The sequence below is a fragment of the Paenibacillus baimaensis genome (genome assembly GCF_025567575.1).
Genome location: NZ_JAOQIO010000024.1, coordinates 18,051 through 36,263, shown reverse-complemented (window position 1 = coordinate 36,263; position 18,213 = coordinate 18,051). Strand labels below are relative to the sequence as shown.

The window sequence follows — 18,213 nt, the reverse complement described above, 5'->3', positions numbered from 1 at the left end:
TCCATATAATATTTGGTATTGTGGCATAGGTAATTACAATTTATGGGCTAATTTCTGTCTTTTTTATTCTTGCACCACAACTGTAAAATTAAATGTGATATTGAAGGATATTTCCAAGATTTATTTGACCCTACCTCAAAGTCCTGTATTGAAGCAGAATGAAAAGAAGAAGAAGTTGTTGACAATTCTATTTAAATGCTTTTGTCATATAAATCGGTTATAGTAAAGGTAGAAATTTAGAGTCAGTAGAAATGACACAAGGAGGTGGCTCCTATTCTGAAGCAGATGTTGAATCAACTATTGGGTCAGAAAAGTCGAATCAATAAATCCAAGCTTTTTTTTCGATACCTAGTGTCTTATATTATTATTCTTCTGATCCCGTTGTTAATATTTGGTTTGTTGATTTATTATAACTTTTTCAAAGTGCTGGAAACCGAGTTGAATGTAAGTAACAAGAATATGCTATTGCATTTGCAGGAAAACCTGGACAACCGATTGATTGAATTAAATAAAATTGCCTATCAAATTTATAGCAATCCGTTACTGACTGCGTACAATATGAAAATCGAAACCCCGCTTAATGCCAAGGAAGGCATAACCGAGCTTAAAAAATATATTACCGGCAATAATTTCCCCTACGAGGTATTCGTCTATTATCAAGAACTGGATCGGGTATATTCCTCCTCTGTCACCTATTCCATTCCCGAATTTCTACAAAACTTTCACTATTCAGCATGGAGCCGGGAGCAATTTTATCAGGATATGCGTTCCTTAAATAAGCCGAATATGACCAAGCCTGCAGAAATCGTGTCCATATTTCAGCAAGAAGTGCCCATCATAACCTATCTGGTTCCAAGCCCCGGCTTATCGCGAGTCAGCAAAGTAACAGTCTTTTTCATGATTAAGGAAGATACGTTGACCAATATGCTGAAATACAGCAACGGTGATGTCATTTTACTCAACGAGTCCCTACAGGTTATTACTTCGTCCCGCAATTCGGGTTATTCGAAATCGGATAACCTGCAAGCGTTGATTCGGCAGAATCAGGTCTCCGGCTCGGTGCAATGGGATGGGGTGAAGCTGCTCACCACTTTTCTCAAGTCTACCAATACAGGCTGGAAGTACATGATTCTTCTTCCCGAGCAAGAGGCGATGAAGCAGTTAAACGATACGAAATTTCTATTTGTTATGGCCTTCTTTTTTATTTTGCTTACAGCAACTGGCGTGATCGCCTACACGATGAGATTGAATTACAACCCTCTGCGGAATCTTAAAGCTTTTGCCGAGAATAAAACGGGCAGGCTGCTAAGCAATGACAATGAGATTGAGGTGCTTCACTATACGTTTGATCATATTTTTAAGATGAAAGACGAGCTGTACGATAAGGTTCAAAATAATTACTGGCCCGTAAAAGAGTTCTTATTATCGAATGTGCTTCAAGGAAATTTCGCGAATATGGAGGAGTGCAATGAGGAGGGAAAAGAAATAGGGTTTGTGTTTAACCACTCGCTGTGCCACGTGGCCATCTTCCTGTTCGCAGAGCATGCAATCAATGAACAAGCAGACCGCATGAAGCTCATTACACTGCTTGAGCAGCATTTGCCGGAGGGAATAGAGGGCTACGGGAAAACGAGTGAAAAAAATGGAACCCTAATCTTCGTATATGCTCATTCGGAGGTTGAAGATCAAGATGTGATGAAATTGTATTTTTCCAACCTGCATGCTTGGTTGAACGAGACCTACGGTCTGCAGACGACGATTGGTGTAGGTAACAGCTATAGCCAGGTTAGCTGGATCAGTAAATCGTATATTGAGGCGTCAACCGCGGTAGATTATCGCTTGATTAAAGGCCGGAATAATGTTATTTATTTCAGTGATATTAGCCTCGAACACACGCTTCAATATAATTATCCGGTTCAGGAAATGAAGGCTTTGGAAACATCAGTGATAGAAGGCAATATGGACATTATCAATAAATTGCTTGAAAGCCTGTACCAATTGATCAACACAAGCGGGATGCCGCTGTTTGAAGCCAGATGCCTATGCTTTGACATGATCAATACCGTTATCAAATCGATTTGTCTTGTCGACAAGAAGCATTTTCAATTGAAAAAGGACTATCCGGATATTATGTCTCTTGCCGGATTTGAGACGATCGACGAGCTTTGGACCATGGTTCAAACGATCATCACCGAGCTATGCAGCCGTATGAAGGATGGAGAGCAGAGCGATTCACAAGACCTTCATGATCAACTTACGGCTTATATTCAAAGCCATTATGCAAATAACCAGTTTTCCGTTCAAGCGATGGCCAGCCATTTCGGCATGTCCCAGTCTCATCTGTCTTACTTGTTCAAGTCAATGCGAGACAGCACGATTTCCGATTACATCAACTATTTAAGAATAGAAAAGGCGAAGCAGCTGCTGGTCCAAACAGACGAACCACTCACCACCATCCTATTGCAAATCGGCTATTCCGATGTGTCCAGCTTTGTCCGCAAGTTTAAGAACACCGTGGGTACGACCCCAGGAGCTTTCAGGAAAACGGGTATTGCCAAGTAAAAGGCTTATGCTATCTGCATAGGCTTTTTGTTTACCTTATATTTCGCATATAGACTTGCAATAACGCATATTGCTTTTGTGTTCCTCATTCAGCATATGAATGAAGCTTATTTGCATATATGGCATATCGCTCGATTATGGCATATTTACGCTTGGAAGTGACTCTGAGAGAATGAGGTCAGATCAAATTAAAGCGCTTACTTAAAGAGAGAGAGCGTACATTCAAGAAAGGGTGACTTTGAATTGGCTTCAAAGATATGGCGGAATTATCAATTGTATTTATTTTTACTGCCCACATTGATTTACTTTTTCATCTTCTCCTATATACCTATGTATGGGGTGACGATTGCCTTTAAGGAGTTTAAGCCGCATCTGGGTATTCTGGGAAGCCCATGGGTGGGCTTTGAGCATTTTGAACGCTTCTTTCGTTCCGATCAATTTTGGTCACTTATTCAAAATACACTGGGACTCAGTATTTACCAATTAGCCGCAGGGTTTCCGCTGCCCATCATTTTGGCTATTTTACTTAATTATGCGAAATTTCATCGATTGAAGAAAACCGTCCAGACGATGACCTATGTGCCACACTTTATATCTACTGTAGTTTTGGTGGGCATGATGTCTGTATTGTTATCACCCCAGTTGGGAATCGTGAATGTTATTATCAAATCACTGGGCAGCGATCCCGTTCTATTCATGGCGGACGAGGATTGGTTCCGCTCGGTGTATGTGTGGTCAGGCGTCTGGCAAAATGCGGGATGGGGAACCATTATTTACTTGGCTGCTTTGGCCGGAATCGATCCTGGGTTGCATGAGGCTGCCATTGTGGACGGAGCGTCGAAGCTGAGACGAATCTGGCATGTGGATTTACCTGGCATTGCTCCTACGATCATGATTTTACTCATCTTGAATATGGGCAGCATTATGGCGGTTGGCTTTGAAAAAACCTTTTTGATGCAAAATGCATTAAATCTCGCGACCTCGGAGGTGATCTCGACTTATGTGTATAAGGTCGGGCTGCTTTCATCGCAATATAGTTTTGCAGCTACCGTAGGCTTATTCAACTCGGTGATCAATTTTATGCTGCTAATTATCGTGAATCGGACGGCCAAGGCATTTGGACAAAACAGCTTATGGTAAAAGGAAAGGAGTCGGGAAATTGAATACAGTCTTTCAAACACGCGGTGACCGGATATTCGATATGGTTGGAACGGTGCTGTTAATTCTGGTTTTGGTTGTTGTTGCTTATCCCTTATATTTTATTGTCATTGCGTCTGTCAGCAATCCTTCAGCCGTCAGTCTGGGCGAGGTGCTGCTGCTGCCCAAAGGAATTACCATCGATGGCTATTCCCGCATTTTTGCCCATCATGACCTGTGGATCGGTTACCGGAACACGCTTGTGTATACGTTTGTGGGAACATTCATCAATGTGGCGATGACGCTGACTGCCGCGTATGCGCTTTCAAGAAAAGATCTGATTGGGCGTAACGTATTTATGGGCTATATTGCATTCACGATGTTTTTCAGTGGAGGCTTGATTCCCACCTACCTGCTCATCAAGTCACTCGGGCTTTATAACAGCTTTTGGGTGATGGTGCTTCCGGGAGCTGTCAGTGTCTGGAATCTGATTATTGCCAGAACCTTTTTTCAAACTACGATTCCAGACGATTTGTGGGAAGCGGGGGTAATGGATGGGTGTACGAACGTGCGTTTTTTTGTCAGTATAGTATTGCCACTGTCCAAAGCGATTTCTGCAGTGCTGATCCTCTTTTATGCAGTGGCGCATTGGAATGAATTTTTTAACGGATTAATTTATTTGAAGGATCGGGCTCGCTATCCGCTGCAGCTTATCATAAGGGATATATTGATCCAAGCGCAGATGAATCAGGATCTGGTGCAGGATGAGAACGCCGAAATTCTCGCTTTGGCATCTAATATGATGAAATATGGGGTCATTATCGTTGCCAGTATTCCTGTACTTATCCTATATCCGTTTATCCAAAAGTATTTTGTGAAGGGCGTCATGATTGGAGCTATCAAGGGTTAAATGAAGTAAACTTGAAGGGGGGGATGGCCAAGAGGCTACAAGAGGCTGCCATACTATGGGAAGTCCAACCTTAAGGGAATTCAGAGCATTAAAGAGCAATCCAACCGTGTGATCTAGTGAATGGAATTGAAATCTATTTAATGGAAATGAATCTAAAGAGGGGGACTACGAATGAATAAGAGTGTTGCGTTTGTAATAACGGCCAGTTTAGTTTCGGGTCTGGCAATAGGCTGCTCCAATTCTGTAGACAATAAGCAAAGTGAAGGAGAGGCATCTGCCAGCGCGGCTAATGTGAATAAAACGGGACTGCCGATCGTCAAGGAGACCATCACTTTAAATGCGACTACCCGGTCAGGAACCGAAGCAGATTGGAACAAAATGAAGCTTTTTCAGGATCTGGAGAAGCAAACCAATATCAAAATCAATTTTACAAACCTTGGGGGCAATAAAGAAAAATTCAACCTGATGTTTGCCAGTAATGAGCTGCCCGATCTGATCATGAGTGGGGCGACGGATAAACAAATTCTGGATGCGGCTGCTGCCGGTGAAATCCTTCCCTTGAACGATCTTATCGACAAATACTCTCCGAACTGGAAAAAAGCGTTGGAAACCCAGCCCTATATTAAAAAAATGGCAACGATGAAGGACGGCAAAATTTATAGCCTGCCCTTTATCCGCATGGATGATAACAATTCCGGTATACGCGATCAGTTTCTAATCAATGTGAAATGGCTCAAAGAGCTGGGGCTAAAGCAACCTGTCACTACAGAGGATTTCTATCAGGTGCTTAAAGCATTCAAGGATAATGCAGGAAAAGGCAGTATACCCAAAAACGTAATGCCCTGGTATTACCTGTGGAATCAATATGTGGGCGGTAATTTCGATGTATTTGGATTTTTTGGCGTCCTTGTTCCAGACGATAAATTTATTAGCGTGAGCAAAGGCAAGGTTCAATTCCAGGCGATAAATCCAGCTATTAAAGAACCTATTAAATATTTAAACCGTTTGTACAAGGAAGGCTTGATCCCGCCTGAATCGTTCACCGACGATATGAATACGTATCTAGCCAAAACCCGTTCCAATCCGCCTGTCATTGGAGTATTTGGCTCTTATTTCAACACGGATTTAACCGAACAAATTTACGATGCGATGATGCCGGTTAAAGGTCCGGGTGTGGAGAAGCCGTTGTTTCGCCAGCAAACGAATACAGTTGTACGCAATTATTTCTCGATCTCCAAGAACAATAAATTCCCTGAAGCCAGTATGAGATGGGCTGATGTGGTTGCAGAGCCGGATTGGACCATTCAAGCAATGTACGGCTCCTATGGAGCTTATCTGGACAAACAGGCGGACAATAAAATTAAACAGATTCCTGAAGCCGACCAAGTTGTCAAAATCAATTTAATACCCGGCAATAACATTCCACTGTTAATGACTCCCGATTTGATGAGTCGTATGGTTTGGAGCGGTGCGCAAGAGCAGCGCGGGAAAAATGTTGAGAAATACAAATCATATGTAGCCCCGTTGGAGGATTTCTACCCGCCCGTTGTGTTTACACCGGAACAAACAAGCAGGCTGGCTGCACTTTCCACCGATATTATGGGCTATACCAACAAGACGTTGGCTAAATGGGTAGTCGATGGCGGAATCGACCAAGAGTGGGACGCCTATGTCAAGAAAGTCAAGGACATGAATTCGGATGAGCTCGTAAAAATTTATCAGGAAGCCTTAGATCTTTTCAATAAAAATTAATAGCTATGACTGGAATGCACATCCCAATAATCAGCACGTCGCAGAAAGGAACAGACTAATGCAAAGGTATTCAATAGCTGATGCTCCTACGATTGTTTTTGAATCTCCGGACCCTGCAGAGATTTATTGCTACAGTCCTGGAAGTGCGAGACTTCATAATGGCCGCTTGATAGCGACGCTGGATCTTGGAGGTAAAGGGGTCACCAAAATGGAAGGCCCCAAGGGCATTCGCTATGGTGAGCCTACGATGGGGAAGGCGTTCATTCGCAATGAGAGCACAGAAGAATGGGAGCATGTGCTTGACTTCCCTTTTATGCATGCCCGGCCTTTCACAGCGGGAAGGGCTACATATATTCTGGGATTGACCGGTGATTTGACCATCGTGCGTTCGGATGATGATGGGATGACCTGGTCAAGCCCGGTAACACTGACCGAAGGCGAGCAATGGACGCAAGCTCCTTGCAATGTACATTATGCCGGCAATTATGTTTATCTGGTCATGAACAAAAGACCGTATCATGATGTGACATCATTTCCACCGTTTTGTGTGGAGGCACCTGTTTTAATGCGTGGGCACGTCAATGCGGACCTGACATTAAGGGAGAACTGGATCTTCGCCTCGGAATTGGTGTTTCGGGACATCGTTTCGATAGATGAGCTGGATTATTTTGGAATTCCCTTTTACCAAACACATGAGGGAGAAAGTGTGGAAGCTGCACCAGGAAGGAAATGTGTCCCGATTGGCTGGCTGGAAACGAACATCGTCCAATTTCAGGATCCGAATCATTATTGGTATGATCCCAGTGGCCGAACGTTTCATTTGTGGAGCCGGGCGCATACGGGAGGAACGGGGTATGCGGCGATTGCCAAGGTTGTGGAGCATGAAGATGGAAGTATGACGACGATGCTCGAAACGGTACCTTCTGGCAAAACAATCTTGTATGTGCCTTGTCCGGGGGGACAGATGAAATTTCACATTGTATATGATGATTTGTCTTCGCTGTTTTGGTTACTGAGCACGCAGGCAACCGACAGTATGACCCGTGCCGAGCTGCTGCCGAAGGATCGTTATGGATTGCCGAATAATGAGCGGCAGCGGCTGCAGCTCCATTTCTCCAAAAATTGCATCGATTGGTGCTTTGCAGGAATTGTGGATATGGTGTCTGAGGTTAAACAATCGCGGCACTACGCAAGTATGGTGATCGATGGCGAGGATCTGCATGTACTCAGCCGCTCCGGTGATAAGCATGCCAAGCATGCACATGATGGCAATTTAATTACGTTTCACACAGTGAGAAATTTCCGGGAGCTCATTTATTAACTTATGGCAACAAATCTTATGGGAATGATTAAGGAGACATGGATACATGGTGAAGAGGGTTGCACAAACGCTGGCAGAAAAGTGGGTTACGGTTTACCAGTCACCTGACCCGTCATCCATAGCATGCTATAGTCCGGGTATTGCTCGATTACCTGGAGGACGGCTGCTGGCCACAATCGATATTACGGGCATGGGTTTAGAGCAGTTGGGTGGAAGCAAGGGCATCCGAAATGGCAAGGAGATACAAGGGAAGCTTCTGATCTCCGATGATGGAGGGCAAACGTGGCAGCAGCAGCTCGATTTCCCGTTTATGCATGCCCGTCCCTTTGCCTGTGGCTCCAATATCTATATTCTTGGCCATTGCCAAGATTTGATGATCATCCAGTCAGGCGATGGGGGCAATACCTGGTCGGAGCCGATAAAGCTGACAATAGGAGAACAATGGCATCAAGCTCCCTGCAATGTTCATTATGCAAATGGGTGCGTGTATATCGTCATGGAAAGGTTTGCAGCTTCCGATGTGTCTGGTTGGCCCGTCAGCGTCATCGCTCCCGTAACCATGCGAGGCAGGATGGATGCGGATCTGACAATAAGGGAAAACTGGACATTTGCCTCGGAGCTTGTGTTCCGGAATGCAGTTGCGGTGAGCGAGCTGGATTATTTTGGGGTTCCCTTTTTCCCTACACTGCCGAAGGAAACCATGGAGGTTGCACAAGGAAGGCATTGCGCGCCAATCGGCTGGCTGGAAACGAACCTTGTACAGTTTCAGGATCCGAACCATTATTGGCATGACCCCAGCGGCCATACGTTTCATTTGTGGAGCCGGGCGCATACGGGAGGAACGGGTTATGCAGCGATAGCCAAGGTCGTGGAGCATGAAGATGGAAGTATGACGACGATGCTCGAAACGGTGCCCTCAGGCAAAACAATCTTGTATGTGCCTTGTCCGGGGGGGCAGATGAAATTTCATATTGTATATGATGACGTATCTCAAATGTTTTGGCTGCTGAGCACACAGGCAACCGACAGTATGACTCGTGCCGAGCTGCTGCCGAAGGATCGCTATGGACTGCCGAATAATGAGCGGCAGCGGCTGCAGCTGCATTTCTCCAGAAATTGCATCGATTGGTGCTTCGCAGGCATGGTAGCCATGGTAGCGGACAATAAACAATCGCGGCATTATGCGAGTATGGTGATCGATGGAGAAAATTTGCACATACTCAGCCGATCCGGGGATGAGCACGCCAAAAATGCACATGATGGAAATTTGATTACGCTTCATACCGTGAGCAATTTCAGGGGCTTGATCTATTAGTGAAGGCACGAATCGAATGAGAACCAAGTCCTATGAGGTTACTGTAAGAAAATTCGATATTACCAAGGAGAATGAGCGGATTGTCGTTACGATATAAAAATACGAATATGGAAGAAGGAAACGCTCTTGATTCAGAATCATCCATCAGCAGCTTCATTTAAAGGCGTGTTTTCACTGCTGCTCACCCCATTTACAGCTAATGGCGCCATCGACTGGAACACGTATGACAAGTATGTGGATTGGCAGCTTTCAAAGCAGCCAGATGGTTTATTTGCCGTCTGTGGAAGTAGCGAGATGAAGTGGCTGAGCTTGGAGGAAAAGCTGGAGCTGGCAAAGCGTGCCGCACAACGCTCCGGCAAGATTCCTGTCATTGCTACGGCCAATCTGAATCCGGATGTAAGTAAGCATGCCTCCGAAATTGCCGAGATGTCGGAGACCGGAATTTCCGGAATTGTGCTTACGCCACCGAGTGGCATGGGCGAAGATCAAAGCAAGCTGGGCGATTATTTCGCCAGCCTGCTGGAAGGCTGCCAATTGCCTGTAATTGTATACGAGTGGCCTCATGTAACTCCTTATTTGATCGATCCCCAAGTATTTGGGAAGCTGGCTGATCTGGGCCTTACAGGCATCAAGGATACAACTTGTACGCTGGAGGGCATTCAATCCAAAATACAAATGGCTTCCCAATCGGTGGTTTACCAAGCGAATACCCCGTTCATGCTTGATGCGATTCGAATGGGTGCCCAAGGCATTATGGCGATCACAACAGCATCAGCGGCAGGGCTGGTCGTGGATTTTTGGCAGAAGGCAACGCACAATCACCCGGACGCTGAGGTACTTCATCAGCATCTTGTTTATTTGGATGCCATTCTGCGGCTAGGCTACCCGGCGACGGCGAAGCATTTGGCAGTCTGCCAGGGAATTCCGTTTGACCTTTATACAAGATGGCCGGTAACGTTAAAAAACGAAGCACTCAAGGCCATCGAAATATGGTACAACTATGCCAAAAGGCTGGAGCTGCTGTATTAGAATTAAGGGTCATGCGAACAGGGTGAATATCGGGTAAAACCGTATGCTCATCCTGTTTTTAAATTAGTTTAAGAATCGCATATGGGTGTTAATTTTCGAGCATTTACATGGCACCATGTACTCACTAGAATGAAGCATGCAACACGGCAAGATAAATGGAAAAGTGAGGAGAAGATGCGAATTTACTTTGTAAATTGAAGGCGGTTTCAAGAGGTATTCATCATGTAATAGGCTACAGAGATGCTCTTAAGATTTAGCTTAAAAAAAGGGAGTGATAGTATTTATGTTCCATTTTGCACGTGTCAAGTCTAGTGTAATTACCATGATGATACTGGTTTTACTGATGGGTTTGCTGCCAGTCCAGGAGGTTCATGCTGCTTCAGTTAACCCGAATGCCAGTCAGAAAGTAAATGATGTATTGAATTACCTTGAGACGCTGAAGAACCAGAACCAAATATTAGCTGGACAGCATTTGCACGAAGGTCGGACTGATCTGTATGCACCTATCAGTGAGTATCAGCATACGTACGACGTGACCGGCCGCTACCCGGCGCTTCTCGGCTTGGATATGGATTTTGGTGTGCATGGGTCGGTGTTCTCCAGTATGGATGAAAACCGGTCGAAGAAAGTTGAGCAAGCCACCCAGCATGCTGCGCATGGTGGACTTGTCACCTTTACATGGCACGAGACCAGTCCCCAAGCAATCGATGACAGTGGCTGGAGTGCAGTTAACCAAGCCATGACAGCAACCAATTTCCATGATCTTGTTACGCCAGGCACGCCCTTGTACAACAAATGGTTGGCTCACATCGATTTGATTGCTTCATACCTGAAGGAATTGCAGGATAATGGTGTAGTTGTGCTATGGAGACCCTACCATGAAATGAACGGTAGCTGGTTCTGGTGGGGTAACAAAGGAACGGAATTCAAGCAGCTATGGATCAACATGTACAACAGATTTACGAATCATCATAATCTGAATAACCTGATCTGGGTTTGGTCGCCGAACACGGGAGACATGAACAGCGTGTACACCAATTATTATCCAGGTGATGCATACGTGGATTTGGGCGGAGTGGATTTATATACCAACAATCGAACCGATGCCGCTTGGACTTCCGTCAATAACACCTTCAAGACCAAGCTAGGCTCGAAGAATTTCGGCTTAACGGAAGTAGGGCTATTGCCGACGCCGGAAAAGCTAATCAACGATACCGACTATGTGTGGTATATGTTATGGCATACAGGCTGGATGGACAATAACTTCTATGGGGCACCAACTGGTAACGGACCGGGAAGCAATCCGCAGATTCTGATGGATTTCTATAATTCCCCCAATACGATTACTAGAGATGAATTATCTTTATCGACGACAATTATCGATCCGCTCGACAATTGGAATAAAACCTACAGCCATAGCTCGGGTCTCTCCTTCGACGTTACGAACACGCAATACATTGGCAATGATTCCTCCCGAGCCTATCGGATGCCAACGGCTCCAGCCCATGCCGAGATCGTCTGGAAGTACAAAGGCATCTCAAGCTTTCAGGCTACAGGCTATCATTGGCCCTATGAGTCGATATCGCACTACAGCTTCTTTACATCATCCGATGGAAGCACCTGGACACCGGCAACACCGGTGATTACCCAAAACTCAGTTGGCTCGGGCGGGAATTGGTCCAAGTTTACTTACGCTCTTAGCGGCTTGTCGAATGCCAATTATGTAAAAATACAATGGAACTATACGAGCGGAATGCACTGGAACCCCAATCTCGGCGAAGTCAAGCTTGAGCATACCGGTTCATTTGAAACCACTTCTGTAGATCCGCTCAATGATTGGACCAAAACCTATTCCCATACCCCTAACACTAACTTTAACACGACTAATAGCACTTATATTGGTTACGATCCTTCGCGAGCCTCTAGGACGCTGGCAACGAACGAGGAGATGATATGGAACTACAATCAAATTCAAAGCTTTCATGCCACAACTTACTTCTATCACGAAGAAGCGATAGCGCATTTCAGCTTCTATACGTCACCAGACGGAAGCACCTGGATACCGATTACTCCTACCATCCACCAGAATACGGCGGTTTCCAGTGCTGCGTGGACGAATATGTCTTACACACTGCAGAATCTTAGCAACGTAAATTACGTCAAGGTTAAGTGGAATAAAACTTCCGGTTATGCCTGGAGCCCTCAGGTCGGTCAAGTGGCAGTAACGCATATCAATTAAGTCGAGCAGGATAAGAATCGCATATGGGTATTAATTATCGAGCATTTACTTCCAGCTAAGGAGTCACTACTATGAAGAATGCAAACGCTATCAGAACATCGAAAGGAGGGTTACAGATCACTGTAATAGGCAAAAAAAAGGCGCTCAAGGTCATACAGAATTATCAATTGTACTTATTGTTTTTACCTACGTTCTTATTTTTTATTATCTTTCATTATGGTCCGATGTATGGCTTGCAAATTGCTTTCAAAGATTTTAATTTTGCGAAAGGCATTACGGGCAGTCCATGGATTGGGTTTGACCATTTCGAACGTTTTTTTCGCTCTCGACAGTTTTGGACATTAATAAAGAATACACTGGGCTTAAGCCTATATAACTTGCTTGTCGGATTCCCGGTACCGATTATTTTGGCACTATCATTGAATCAAATTACAAGGAATCGGTTTAGGCGCTTCGCTCAAACGATTACCTATGCACCACACTTTATCTCGACTGTTGTCTTGGTTGGGATGATGTCTGTTTTTTTGTCCCCTTCCACTGGGCTAATCAACCACTTGATTACGTTTCTGGGCGGAGATCCGATATATTTCTTCGGAGAAGCAGGCTGGTTTCAAACCCTTCATGTTTTCTCAGGTGTTTGGCAGCATGCTGGATGGGGAGCGATTATTTATTTGGCAGTTCTTGCAGGAGTCGATCCTGGTCTTCATGAAGCAGCAATTGTGGATGGAGCCAATAAATTTCAACGGATCCGGCACATTGACTTCCCGAGCATAATTCCAACGGCGGTTATCCTCTTGATCTTGAATTTCGGAACCTTGCTGACAGTTGGTTTCGAGAAAACCTTTTTGATCCAGACGCCATTGAATATCGCTTCATCTGAGGTAATAGCTACCTATGTCTACAAAACCGGCCTATTGGGATCACAATTTAGTTATTCAGCGGCAATTGGACTCTTTGATTCTGTGATTAACTTGATCCTATTAATTGCCGTGAACCGACTGGCCAGAAAATTTACGGAATCAAGCCTGTGGTAATCAGTCATCGTAAAGGGAGGTTAAGTTTTGATTAAAGCAAGGAGCCGTGAAGACCGTTTATTCGATGCTCTCAATTATTCGTTGGTGCTCCTGTTATGTGCGATTGTTATTTATCCGCTTTATTTTATCATCGTTGCATCCTTCAGTGACCCTTATGAGGTCAACACAGGGCAAATGTGGTTGTTTCCAACAGAAATATCGTTCGAGGGGTATAAAAGAATATTTCAAAATGACACACTTTGGTTGGGCTACAGAAATTCTTTGATTTATATGGTAATTGGCACATGTATCAATGTTGTTTTAACGATTACTGGAGCTTATCCGCTATCTAGAAAAGACTTTTATGGGCGGGGCTTCTTTATGGTGATGATCGTTTTTACCATGTTCTTCAGCGGGGGGTTAATTCCAACCTATTTATTGGTAAAGGATTTCGGCATGGTTAACACCCTATGGGCATTAATTATCCCTAATGCAATTGTCGTATGGAATTTGATTGTGGCCAGAACGTTCTTTACACAATCCATCCCTGAGGAGGTTAGAGAAGCTGCCTTTATCGATGGATGCTCGAATATTCGATTTTTTATGACGATTGTTGTGCCTTTATCGAAGGCGATTATTGCAGTCATGGTTCTCTTCTATGCGGTAAGCCATTGGAATTCTTTCTTCTCTGCCTTAATTTATTTGCGGGATGAGAATAAATACCCGCTGCAACTGGTCTTGAGACATATATTAATCCAAAATCAGGTGCAAGAAAACTTTGATATGGGAGATCTCGACTCGACAGTCATGCTGCAGCTTGCCGAGCAGATCAAATACGGAGCGATTATTTTGGCAAGTATTCCAGTGCTCATCTTGTATCCGTTTTTACAGAAATATTTTGTTAAAGGCATCATGATTGGATCTTTAAAAGGATGAATGCAAGGTTCAACTTTTGTAGATATAGTTAATCTTATAAGGGAGTGTTTACGTTTATGAAAAGACGTGTTGGGACACAGATGCTAATTGCTTTATCGATGGTTTCCTTATTGGCGGCGTGTACCAAGGATAATGATTCTACTGCTGTTGAAAGCACAAAAAAGGTCGAGAAATTTAATGTATCAGGACTTCCTATTGTTAATGAAAAGATTTCTTTAACCGCTTCTATTCTAAAAGCAGCTCATCATGGCGATTTTAATGATATGGAGATGGTGAAGAGGCTCGAGAAGCTAACGAATGTCCATATTAAATGGGATCAAATCCCCGCTGAAAGCATTAAGGAAAGAAATAATTTGATGTTTGCCAGCCATGAGCTACCGGATATCTTCTTTGCTGGATTGAACTCTATCGAGGTTGTGCAGTATGGTTCGCAAGGTCTGCTAGTTCCGCTTAATGATTTAATAGATAAGTATGCGCCTAATATTAAGAAATTTTTGAATGAAAACCCGAATGTGAAGAAAGCGGCAACAACACCAGATGGGAAGATATATGCACTGCCTTGGGTGTATAACCAGCCGTATTTTGAATATCGGAACAGCTTTTTTTTGAACCAGGAATGGTTGAAGAAATTGAATTTGAAAGCGCCAACAACAACAGAAGAGCTGTATACCGTATTGAAAGCCTTCAAGGAGAAGGATCCCAATGGAAATGGAAAAGCGGATGAAATTCCGTTAGGCATGATTTATTCCAACTTGAACAATAGCCACCATGTACTGTACGGCGCGTTTGGTGTTTTGGAGCCAACTGGAAGCAAACTTGCTGTAGTTGATGGGAAGGTACGCTACGAGCCTGTTCAGCCAGCCTATAAGGAAGCCATTACATATTTCCATAGATTGTATCAAGAGGGCTTGATTGATCTGGAAGCATTCACCCAGGATCAGAAGAAATTCAATGCGAAGATTGCCAATAAGGATGTCGCGCTATACGGTTCATTTACAAGCTTCAATGGTGGTGAAACAGGATCTAATGAAAGGCTCGCGCAATACGTCCCCATTGAACCTGTGGCAGGTCCGAGTGGAGATCGTTTCTGGCGTAGACAAGATAATCGCATGCAATTAAACTACTTCTCGATTTCATCCAGCAATAAGCAACCTGAAATTAGCATGCGCCTGGCCGATGCCATGAATGAAGGCGAGCTCAAATATGAATTGCATCGGGGACCTTTCGGAACTCATTTAACAAAATCAGCTGACGGTAAAATTACTGAGGTTGCTCCACCTGCCAGTGAATCACAAGCTGTATTTAAAGGGAAAGTAGCGCCTCTAAATTTCATTCCCTTACTGTTCAGCAGCAAGGAAGCCTTAAATGTCGCTGAAAGCGCTGCCAACGATGCAAGAAATGTCGCTTATGAAACGATTTATAAGGACAATATCGTACCTGAGAAAAACACGTATCCTTCAACGGTATACTCGACCTTGGAGGAAGCTGACAAACTGAAGGTATTGGATCTGGACATTGATTCCTATGTTTCCGAGATGGAAGTGAAGTGGATCGTTCGTGGCGGCATTGATGAAGAGTGGGACAATTATATCAAAGAAATTAACAATATGGGACTAAAGGATAAGTTGAAGATTCATCAAGGTATCTATGACCGCTATATGAAAAATTGATTTAACGAAGGCTAGAAGATGTCTATGATGAGATTGAATGTGAGCGAGGAGAAGTGCGTATGAAGTTCTTAAATAAATGTTCACTGCACTACAAGTATTTCATTTCATACACCATCATTCTTAGCATACCTTTGATCCTCATAGGCGGATTCATTTATCAGTATTTTATAGAGACAGTCCGTTCGGAAGTCATAAAGAACAACAAGCAAGTGCTGTCGCAAGTGCAATATAATCTGGATGTGAAAATGGATGAATTGGAAAAAATCGCTTTTCAAATTTCGTTGAATAATCAACTAACTCCGTATCGTGTTACAAGAGACGGTTATTGGGGAAGGCAGGCTCTGCAGGAATTAAACAAATACAAAACAGGTAATAGCTTCATCTATGATCTTGTACTTTATTATGATAAACAACCTTTTCTATTCTCATCCTATAGTACGTATCAGGTAGAAGAATTTATGGATGGATTATTTGGTTATACTTCATGGAACCAAGACCAATTCAGGCAGGATATCCTCCATAACTCCTTGTCTAAGGTGTACGCGCCACAACCTATTAAACCATTGAGTGATAATCCGTTTATTACGTACATGGTCCCCATTCCTAAATCAGCGACTAATTATGGAGTGGTCATGTTTTTCATTAAAGAGAGCTCTATTCAGCTTCTCATCCATAATATTTTAGAGGATGATGGCAAAGCTACATTTGTCTTAGATAGAGAAGGGAAACTCATTAATACGACTGAATCCAGCAGCGTATCCCAAATGGCAGTGATTGCCCCCTATCTGCAATCCAAAGCAGATGAAGGCACCATGAACCTTCAAATCAAGGATGTTGATTTTCTAGTTTCCTATACCAGGTCACCAAGAAACGGATGGACGTATGTGACGCTAGTAGAAGAGGATAAGATCATGACACGTGTTGTCTATATCAAGAAAATCGCTCTTATAAGCTTAGCGGCAACCTTCCTATTGGGGCTTTGCCTGAGCTATTTGTTTATGAAGTTGAACTATAGCCCGATTCGAAAGCTTAGACAATTCATTGAAAGTGAAACCGGAGAGTCTCTACAGCAGCATGTTAATGAATTTGAAGCCTTTCATCGTGTTGTTCACCAGATGTCCAATAAGAACCGATCTATGCAGAGCCAAATTATTTTCAGCAGGCCTGTTTTGAGGAATTTTTACCTGCATGAGTTATTAAGAGGGAATATTGAAGAACTGTCCAAGCTGAATTGGATGGTCAATGAAACAGGAATCTATTTCTATTACGACTGGTTCAGGTCTGTCATTCTACAGCTGGACACATCAGAAGAATCGATCAATGAAATACTGCCCCAAATTGCCCGTAAACTGGAAGAAGAGCTGGACCAGGAGAATGTAGGTTATGCACTGGATACATGGGAAAACAATAAAATCGTGTTTATTATCGCTTCTGAAAGTGATAGTCCGATCGCTTTCCTGAAACAAATGGAGAAATTGCAGATGGCTCTAAGAATAGAATGGGGGGTTCATGCGACCATAGGTGTAGGCAATGCTTATGCGAAAACATCCGAAATCGGAAAATCGTATATTGAAGCCAATACCGCTTTGGATTATCGCTTAATACGTGGTAAACGGTCCATCATTTTCATCAATGAGGTGGTAGAAGGTGACAGAGCCTTACAGATGGTGAATGAGATGGAGAATATACGGCTGTATATTCATCGTGGGGAGATCGAGCAGCTATCCAACTATTTGTCCGAATTGATTCGCGAGATCAAAGCGAAAAATGTGTCGTTATTTGTCGTAAGGAACATCTGCTATGATCTCATCCATCTTATTGTGACGACGTTGAACGAACTGCAGCAAAATGATCAATATGAAGCAATAGGCTACCCGGATGTCATCACTTTATTGGATTATGAAACCATTGATGAATTATCAGATATGATTACCGATATTAGTATTCTCATCTGCCGCCATATCGAGGAGAGCAAAAACCGTTCCTCTGTCCAATGGAAGAACGAGTTAGTAACTTATGTGGATGAGCAATTCACGAACCCTCAGTTTTCCCTTCAATTGATGGCGGAACGGTTCTCGGTCACGCCACCTTATTTAAGTCGTATTTTTAAAGAAGAAACAGGCAAAACATTAACCCAATATGTCAATGGGCTACGCATCGAAAAGGTCAAGAAGATGCTTGCTGATGGAGAAGATAGTTTGCAGGAGCTTGTGGAGAAGGTTGGCTATACCAATGTCTCAAGCTTTATAAGGAAATTCAAGGAGAGTGAAGGCATTACGCCAGGCGATTATCGGAAAATCTATACGAAGTAAATAAGGAGGAGTACATC

At 43.6% G+C, this 18,213-nt stretch carries 12 protein-coding genes; all 12 read left to right on the top strand.

Features of this window, described 5'->3' with window-relative positions:
* The first annotated feature begins 438 nt into the window (after positions 1-438).
* The 12 genes from OB236_RS10330 to OB236_RS10275 all read left to right on the top strand — a co-directional run bounded on the left by OB236_RS10330 (position 439) and on the right by OB236_RS10275 (position 18,196).
* On the top strand, positions 439-2,562 hold the full coding sequence (locus tag OB236_RS10330; protein ID WP_262683924.1) for an AraC family transcriptional regulator: 2,124 nt from the start codon (positions 439-441) through the stop codon (positions 2,560-2,562).
* A gap of 243 nt (positions 2,563-2,805) precedes the next feature.
* Positions 2,806-3,702: an ABC transporter permease gene (locus OB236_RS10325; protein ID WP_262683923.1), complete on the top strand. Its 897-nt coding sequence runs from the start codon at positions 2,806-2,808 to the stop codon at positions 3,700-3,702.
* Between the two features lie 61 nt (positions 3,703-3,763).
* Entirely contained in the window at positions 3,764-4,609 is an 846-nt protein-coding gene (locus OB236_RS10320; protein ID WP_262683925.1) for a carbohydrate ABC transporter permease, read from the top strand.
* A gap of 171 nt (positions 4,610-4,780) precedes the next feature.
* A complete protein-coding gene (locus OB236_RS10315) occupies positions 4,781-6,361 on the top strand; it encodes a type 2 periplasmic-binding domain-containing protein (protein WP_076235383.1) in 1,581 nt (526 codons plus the stop codon).
* A 58-nt stretch (positions 6,362-6,419) separates the two neighbouring features.
* Positions 6,420-7,682 (top strand): hypothetical protein, encoded by a 1,263-nt coding sequence (locus tag OB236_RS10310; RefSeq protein WP_262683922.1) that lies wholly within the window; start codon positions 6,420-6,422, stop codon positions 7,680-7,682.
* A gap of 46 nt (positions 7,683-7,728) precedes the next feature.
* Positions 7,729-8,997: a sialidase family protein gene (locus tag OB236_RS10305; protein WP_262683921.1), complete on the top strand. Its 1,269-nt coding sequence runs from the start codon at positions 7,729-7,731 to the stop codon at positions 8,995-8,997.
* Between the two features lie 126 nt (positions 8,998-9,123).
* Positions 9,124-10,026, top strand: a complete 903-nt coding sequence (locus tag OB236_RS10300; RefSeq protein ID WP_262683920.1) for a dihydrodipicolinate synthase family protein — start codon at positions 9,124-9,126, stop codon at positions 10,024-10,026.
* Between the two features lie 283 nt (positions 10,027-10,309).
* Complete coding sequence (locus OB236_RS10295; protein WP_262683919.1) at positions 10,310-12,265, top strand: glycoside hydrolase family 26 protein; 1,956 nt, start codon at positions 10,310-10,312, stop codon at positions 12,263-12,265.
* Positions 12,266-12,336: 71 nt separating this feature from the next.
* The gene (locus OB236_RS10290; RefSeq protein ID WP_262683918.1) at positions 12,337-13,299 is read left to right on the top strand and encodes an ABC transporter permease; all 963 of its coding nucleotides are present in this window, start codon (positions 12,337-12,339) and stop codon (positions 13,297-13,299) included.
* A 27-nt stretch (positions 13,300-13,326) separates the two neighbouring features.
* Entirely contained in the window at positions 13,327-14,214 is an 888-nt protein-coding gene (locus OB236_RS10285; protein ID WP_262683917.1) for a carbohydrate ABC transporter permease, read from the top strand.
* Positions 14,215-14,270: 56 nt separating this feature from the next.
* Positions 14,271-15,884, top strand: a complete 1,614-nt coding sequence (locus OB236_RS10280) for an extracellular solute-binding protein (RefSeq protein ID WP_262683916.1) — start codon at positions 14,271-14,273, stop codon at positions 15,882-15,884.
* A gap of 59 nt (positions 15,885-15,943) precedes the next feature.
* On the top strand, positions 15,944-18,196 hold the full coding sequence (locus OB236_RS10275) for a helix-turn-helix domain-containing protein (RefSeq protein ID WP_262683915.1): 2,253 nt from the start codon (positions 15,944-15,946) through the stop codon (positions 18,194-18,196).
* The last annotated feature ends 17 nt before the right edge of the window (positions 18,197-18,213 follow it).

Coding starts and splice junctions, on each gene's coding strand:
- OB236_RS10320 (WP_262683925.1), top strand. CDS start 3,764: ATGGTTGGAACGGTGCTGTTAATTCTGGTTTTGGTTGTTGTTGCTTAT.
- OB236_RS10315 (WP_076235383.1), top strand. CDS start 4,781: ATGAATAAGAGTGTTGCGTTTGTAATAACGGCCAGTTTAGTTTCGGGT.
- OB236_RS10310 (WP_262683922.1), top strand. CDS start 6,420: ATGCAAAGGTATTCAATAGCTGATGCTCCTACGATTGTTTTTGAATCT.
- OB236_RS10305 (WP_262683921.1), top strand. CDS start 7,729: ATGGTGAAGAGGGTTGCACAAACGCTGGCAGAAAAGTGGGTTACGGTT.
- OB236_RS10295 (WP_262683919.1), top strand. CDS start 10,310: ATGTTCCATTTTGCACGTGTCAAGTCTAGTGTAATTACCATGATGATA.
- OB236_RS10290 (WP_262683918.1), top strand. CDS start 12,337: ATGAAGAATGCAAACGCTATCAGAACATCGAAAGGAGGGTTACAGATC.
- OB236_RS10280 (WP_262683916.1), top strand. CDS start 14,271: ATGAAAAGACGTGTTGGGACACAGATGCTAATTGCTTTATCGATGGTT.
- OB236_RS10275 (WP_262683915.1), top strand. CDS start 15,944: ATGAAGTTCTTAAATAAATGTTCACTGCACTACAAGTATTTCATTTCA.